The sequence below is a fragment of the Flavobacterium sp. CF136 genome, from assembly GCF_000282055.1.
Classification (GTDB): Bacteria; Bacteroidota; Bacteroidia; order Flavobacteriales; family Flavobacteriaceae; genus Flavobacterium.
In genome coordinates, this window is record NZ_AKJZ01000097.1 from 1 (window position 1) to 6,721 (window position 6,721).

Sequence of the window (6,721 nt, forward strand, 5' to 3'; positions counted from 1 at the left end):
TGTCATCCTGAGCGGAGTCGAAGGCTTTTACACGGAAAGGGCTTCGACTAAGTTTGTCCTGAGCGAAGCCAAATGGACTCAGCCTGACAAACGGATAAAAGAAAATTATAAAATGAAATACTTCCCGGAAGTTATTTGAAGGATTAAAAAAAAGAATTACGAGATTTAAAAAAATATATAAAATGAAAGTACGTCTTAGATTATATGTTGTAACAGGTGTCTTTTTTGTTATTGGATATACCTCCGGTTGTTCAATGAAAAGCAAACCAAAGGAAATAAATGTTGAAGTAAAAAACAATCTTGATTTCCAGCGTAAAGAATTAGTCAGTATTTATCGTGATCAATTATCAGGATTATTGAAAAATTCTTCTGAGAAAGACATTCGGGTTAAAGTTTTAGGCACTAATGAATACTTAAGGTCACAATGGATTGATTATGACCATGACGGTAAAGGAGATGAATTTCTTTTTGAAGTGGATATTAAAGCAAATGCCAAAGCAAATTATTCAATTGTTTCGGATACAGTAAAAGTACCCGAAAGTAAAGTGACGACGTATTCACGTTTTGTTCCCGAGCGGATTGATGATTATGCCTGGGAAAATAATAAAGTTGCTTTTAGGGCTTATGGCCCTGTAGCCCAGCAGTTGGTAGAGCAGCATAAAGAAGGTGGAACACTTTCGAGCGGTATTGATCTTTGGTTTAAAAAAGTAGACTATTCTATAATTGACAGTTGGTATAAAAAAAATGTAGAAACTCCGGGGTATTATCACATCGAGCATGGAGAAGGCTATGATCCGTATCATGTAGGGGCAAGCAGAGGAACCGGAGGAGCAGGAATTTGGGAGAATGACAGTTTACAGGTAGCTAAAAATTACATCAGTTATAAAACAATTGCAAAAGGACCTTTGCGTACTGTTTTTGAACTGACTTATGCGCCATGGAGCAGTTATGGAGTACGCGAAACCAAAAGGATTTCACTGGATTTGGATTCCAATTTTTCAAAATTTGAAATTAGCCTTCGTTCAGATAAAAAAATACCAAACTATACGCTTGGAATTACACTGCATGAAAAAAAGGGTGAAGTAAATATTAATAAAGTAAAAGGCTGGTTTCGTCATTGGGAAGCAATAGACAGTTCTTTTGTAGGGGAAGGCATCGTTTTAAATCCTGCCATTATAAACACTGCTTTCGCAAATGATTCTAAAACCCCTGATCAAAGTAACTTGTTAATTGTTTTAAATCCTGAAACAAAATATACCTATTACGCAGGTTTTGCCTGGACGGGAAGCAAACAAGTTTCGGATGTTACAGAATGGGACGAAATGCTCGGTAAGCAGGCAAAAATTATCGCTAACCCTTTGCAAGTGATTATCAAATAAGACAAATTCCAATTTAAGATAATAACCCAATGATCTTTAGAAATCAATATGTAATTTATATTGTAATGGCTTTTTATGCTTTATATTCTTGTAAATCAGTAAGTCAAAAACAGTCCGGGAGTACTCCGTTAAAAAGCTATATTTCAGAAGTTTGGCAATCAGATCGCGGCGACGGGACGTATACAAATCCTATCTTATATGCCGATTATTCTGATCCGGATGTGATTCGTGTAAAAGATGATTATTACATGACAGCCAGCAGTTTTAATTGTGTACCGGGTTTGCCTGTTTTACATTCCAAAGATTTGGTGAATTGGCAGATTATCAATTATGCTTTAGAGAAGCAGATTCCCGAAGCTGTTTTTGATATTCCACAGCATAGCAAAGGAGTCTGGGCTCCATCAATACGATTTCACAAAGGAGAATTTTATATCTACTGGGGTGATCCGGATTTTGGAGTTTACATGGTTAAAACCAAAGATATTTATGACAAATGGGAGAAACCGGTATTAGTGATGACAGGAAAAGGAATCATTGATCCTTGTCCGCTTTGGGATGGAGAAAATACCTATTTGGTTCATGGCTGGGCAGGAAGCCGTGCCGGAATAAACAGTTTACTGACTATCAATAAAATGAATGCCGAAGGAACAGCTGTTCTGGATGAAGGACAAAATGTTTTTGACGGTCATGACAGGCATCATACCATGGAAGGCCCTAAATTATATAAAAAAGATAACTACTATTACATTTTTGCCCCCGCAGGAGGTGTAGAAACTGGCTGGCAGGTAGCCATGCGTTCTAAAAATATTTATGGGCCCTATGAAGATAAAATTGTTTTAGAACAAGGAAGCACGACCATCAACGGACCACACCAAGGGGCTTGGGTAACGACTCCGGATGAAAAATCCTGGTTCTTACATTTTCAGGATCAGGGAGTTTACGGACGTGTATTGCATTTGCAGCCGATGGAATGGAAAGACGGTTGGCCGATAATAGGAAAAGATTACGATGGAAACGGTGTGGGAGAGCCAATTCTTTCCGGTGCAAAACCTGTAATTGGAAATAATTTACCTAGAATTCATCCGGTTGAAAGTGATGAATTTGACAATGGAAAACCGGATTTGCAGTGGCAATGGTATGCAAACCCTTCTATAAAATGGAGTGCACAAATTCCCGGGACAGGGTATTTGAGACTTTTTACAATTAGTCAAAAAGAGGAGCCAAATCTTTGGAATGTCCCGAATCTATTATTACAAAAACTACCCGCGCCTAATTTTACCGCTACGACTAAAGTTAAACTAACTACCGAATGGCAAACACCAGGAAAAAAAGCAGGTTTATTGTTAATGGGAAAATCCTATGCTTATCTGGCGATTGCATTTCATGATGAAAAATATTGGGTGCAGCAGATAAGTTGTGCCAATGCAAATGAAGGAACAGCAGAAAAACTAATCGGAGAGAAGGTTTTGTCTTCGAATGAAGTACAATTGCGAATGAAAATCACGGCTCCTAATGCAGCATGTCAATTCAGTTATAGCGAAAATGGAATCGATTTTACCAAAATTGGAGAAGAGGCAAAAGCCGAAAAAGATTTATGGATATCAGCCAAAATAGGAATTTTTGCCATTAGTCAGCCTAAGGTTAGAATGGGTGGTTATGCTGATTTTGATTGGTTTAGAATTACAAAATAAAGATCGGGAAATGAAAATAATCAGATTTTATCTTTTGGGCCTATTGCTTTGTAGTGTTACAATACAAGCTCAATCGATCTTACAGGAAACGGTTCAAAAACTCAAATCACCAAACGGTTTCTATGAGTTTACTTTTTATCAAAAGCAAATTAATAACAGTGATAAACAAATGTATTATACCCTTTTTTATAAGGGAAAACCGGTTGTATTGGAATCGGAACTTGGTGTTTTGATTGAAAATCAGACTTTCGAATCGGCGCTTGCTGTACCAAATGATACTTGTAAAGTATGGGGAGAGAATCTGAATTTCACAGGAATATTGCGTAATGCTGTAGATGAAACATGGAAACCGGTTTACGGTGAAAATTCCATTATTCGAAATAACTATAATGAGTTGACAATATCTTTCCGTAAAGGAGAAATCCCCAAAGAAAAGTCGGGTGATGGTTACGATAAGAATAAAAGCTATTTTATGAACGTTATTGTACGCGCTTATGACGGAGGCGTTGCGGTTCGTTATCATTTTCCTGAGCCGAGCAATGGTTTATTTCTTCATATTATAGGGGAACAAACGCAGTTCACAATGCCCGAAGGAACTCTGGCATATTATGAACCCTGGGCACAGGGACCATTCTCATTGCTTCCGCTGAAAGACTGGAAAGGTCAGAGCGAGCGTCCTCTTACAATGAAATTGACAAATGGTTTGACTGTAGCCATAGCTGAAGCTCAAATGACAGATTATGCCCGAATGAAATTCACTCTCAATACGACTAAACCAAATACACTTCAGGCAACGATTTACAGCAGTGTGGATGTAATTCCTGCTTATTCTACACCATGGCGTGTGATTATGGCAGGTGAGAAATCGACTGATTTAATCGAAAATAAAGAGATTATTCTGAATTTAAATCCTGAAAATCAATTGAAGGAGGTATCGTGGATTAAACCCGGAAAAGTAATTCGTGTGGCAAAGATGACACAAGCAGATGCTAAAAAATGTATTGATTTTGCAGCCGAACGCAGTTTACAATATGTTCACCTTGATGCAGGCTGGTACGGACCCGAGATGAAAATGAGTTCAGATGCTGCCACAGTTTCAAATACGAAAGATCTTAATATTCCGGAATTGACAGCTTATGCAGCTTCAAAAGGAATCGGGCTTTGGGTATATGTTAACCAGCGTGCATTGATTCAGCAATTGGATTCAATTTTGCCTTTGTATAAAAAATGGGGAATCAAAGGAATAAAATTTGGATTTGTACAAGTAGGTAATCAACGTTGGACAACCTGGTTACACGAAGCGGTAAAAAAATGTGCCGAATATGGTTTTATGGTAGACATTCATGACGAATATCGCCCAACAGGTTTCAGTCGTACCTATCCCAATTTAATGACTCAGGAAGGAATCCGTGGAAACGAAGAAATGCCTGATGCGGATCATAATACCATTCTGCCATTTACCCGTTTTTTGGCCGGTCCTGCCGATTATACTATTTGTTATTATAGAAAAGACATAAAAAATACACATGCCCATCAATTGGCTTTATCGCTTGTTTATTATAGTCCGATTCAGTTTTTGTATTGGTATGACCAGCCTTCGGCATATCAGGGTGAACCCGAAATTGAGTTTTTCGATAAAGTAAAAACGGTTTGGGATGAAACAAAAGTACTTGACGGACAAGTTGGTGAATACATTACAGTAGCTCGTAAAACTGGTAAAGATTGGTTTGTTGGTGCTATCACAAACAATCAGACCCGTAAAATAACTGTTCCAACAACATTCCTTGAAAAAGGGAAGAAATACGTAGTAAAATCATTTCAGGATGACGATACGATTCAAACACGTACTAAAGTGGCTGTTAAAGAACAAAAAATAAAAGGCGGAGATGTCTTGGCATTTGACCTGAAAGCCAGTGGAGGAGTGGCTTTAATTTTTTCTGAAGTAAAGAAAAACTAACTGTTTTAAAAATGAAAAAACTAAATTACATATTCTTCTTTTTAAGCCTTTTAAGCTTTAGTGGATACAGTCAGGTATGGCAATGGAGCGTAAAGATAAGCAGCAATATTTCTCAGGAAACAAAAGATCATCCACAAGCTTTTTTATGGATACCTGAAAATTGCAAACAAGTCAGAGGAGTTATATTCACACAACACAACATGATAGAAGAAGGGATGCTTGAGAATCCTTATTTTAGAAAAACGATGAGTGATCTTGGTTTTGCTGAGGTTTGGGTAACTCCGGGAATTAGTCAAACATATGATATTACTAAAAATGAAGACAAGCTTATTGATGAAGCGATGAAATTGCTGGCCGAAGTTTCGGGTTATCAGGAATTGGTTTATGCGCCTCTTATTCCAATGGGGCATTCAGCGATGGCAAGCTTTCCCTGGAATTTTGCAGCCTTTAATCCTGAAAAAACATTAGCATTGGTTTCTGTTCATGGCGATGCACCACAAACCAATCTTACAGGCAGTGGTCGTCCGAATCCTGATTGGGGCGATCGAAATATTGATGGGATTCCGTCATTATTCATTATGGGGGAATACGAATGGATGGAAGCCCGTATTGCACCGGCTTATAAATTTATTTCGAAACATCCTCAAAGTGTCATTACCTTATTTGCAGATGCAGGTCATGGTCATTTTGATTATTCGGATGCGATGGTAAAATATGTGGCAGACTATATTCGGGAAGCGGCTAAAAAAAGGCTTCCTGCTAAAATGCCTTTGAATAATTTTGCAAAGCTGAAAAAAGTACAATCTGTTTCCGGCTGGTTAATGGATAAATGGAGACATGATACAATTCCAAAATACAAGCCTGCAGCTTTTAACCAATTTATGGGTGATAAAAGAACGGCCTCCTGGGTTTTTGATAAAAAAATGGCAAATGCAACAGAAGCTTTTTATGCTCAGGCCCGTGGGAAGAAAAATCAATATATCGGTTTAAAACAAAATGGTAAAATAGTACAGCCCGAAAAATCACATGCTGGTTTTCAGTTGAATTTTAAGCCTTTAAATGACGGAATTAGTTTTACGGTTGTGCCTTTTTTTGCGGATAGTTTAAAAGTAAAAGAGGTTAGTGATTTTGCCAAAACACCACTTTTAATTGATAGGATTTGTGGCCCGGTAAAAAAGATTAATGACACTATTTTTCAGATTAGATTTGACAAACTGGGTTTTAATAATACGAAACGCAGCAATGATATTTGGCTTTTGACCCACAATAATGGAGATGAGAAATACAAAAGCGCTGTTCAGCAATTCCATTTGCGTTTTCCAGTAATGAATAAAGAAGGTAAACCACAAACGATTGATTTTGGTCCAATAAAAGATCTAAAATCAGGCATAAAAAACATAGAGTTGCATGCTAAATCGAGTGCAGGATCCAAAGTGGCTTATTATGTAAAAGAAGGCCCCGCGTATTTAGAAGACAATGTGCTGTATTTTACTAAAATTCCGCCAAGGACAAAATTTCCGGTAAAAGTTACTGTCGTGGCCTGGCAATACGGAATTGCGGGTGATTTGCAATCGGCAGAGCCTGTTGAACAAAGTTTTTATATACAGAAATGATATAATTACCCGTTTGGGCGTAATTCAAAACAGGTGTCAGGCTGAGCGGAGTCGAAGCCCTTCTAAACTAATAAACCTTCG

The 6,721-nt window shown here is 37.8% G+C and carries 4 protein-coding genes; all 4 read left to right on the plus strand.

Annotated features, from left to right (window positions below; genetic code table 11):
• Nucleotides 1-182: 182 nt before the first annotated feature.
• From PMI10_RS19605 to PMI10_RS19620, 4 genes are read left to right on the plus strand one after another with little or no spacing between them, the layout of a single operon-like run.
• Nucleotides 183-1,379 carry a DUF4861 family protein gene (locus PMI10_RS19605; RefSeq protein WP_007810999.1) on the plus strand — a complete coding sequence of 399 codons (1,197 nt, stop codon included), beginning with the start codon at nucleotides 183-185 and terminating at the stop codon, nucleotides 1,377-1,379.
• Between the two features lie 29 nt (nucleotides 1,380-1,408).
• On the plus strand, nucleotides 1,409-3,070 hold the full coding sequence (locus PMI10_RS19610) for a glycoside hydrolase family 43 protein (RefSeq protein ID WP_007811000.1): 1,662 nt from the start codon (nucleotides 1,409-1,411) through the stop codon (nucleotides 3,068-3,070).
• A gap of 10 nt (nucleotides 3,071-3,080) precedes the next feature.
• Entirely contained in the window at nucleotides 3,081-5,027 is a 1,947-nt protein-coding gene (locus PMI10_RS19615; RefSeq protein WP_007811001.1) for a glycoside hydrolase family 97 protein, read from the plus strand.
• A gap of 11 nt (nucleotides 5,028-5,038) precedes the next feature.
• Nucleotides 5,039-6,640 (plus strand): hypothetical protein, encoded by a 1,602-nt coding sequence (locus PMI10_RS19620; protein WP_007811002.1) that lies wholly within the window; start codon nucleotides 5,039-5,041, stop codon nucleotides 6,638-6,640.
• Nucleotides 6,641-6,721: the final 81 nt, after the last annotated feature.

Bases quoted from the DNA above. Each gene is read 5' to 3' on its own strand.
- PMI10_RS19605 (WP_007810999.1), top strand. From the start codon at position 183: ATGAAAGTACGTCTTAGATTATATGTTGTAACAGGTGTCTTTTTTGTT.
- PMI10_RS19610 (WP_007811000.1), top strand. From the start codon at position 1,409: ATGATCTTTAGAAATCAATATGTAATTTATATTGTAATGGCTTTTTAT.
- PMI10_RS19615 (WP_007811001.1), top strand. From the start codon at position 3,081: ATGAAAATAATCAGATTTTATCTTTTGGGCCTATTGCTTTGTAGTGTT.
- PMI10_RS19620 (WP_007811002.1), top strand. From the start codon at position 5,039: ATGAAAAAACTAAATTACATATTCTTCTTTTTAAGCCTTTTAAGCTTT.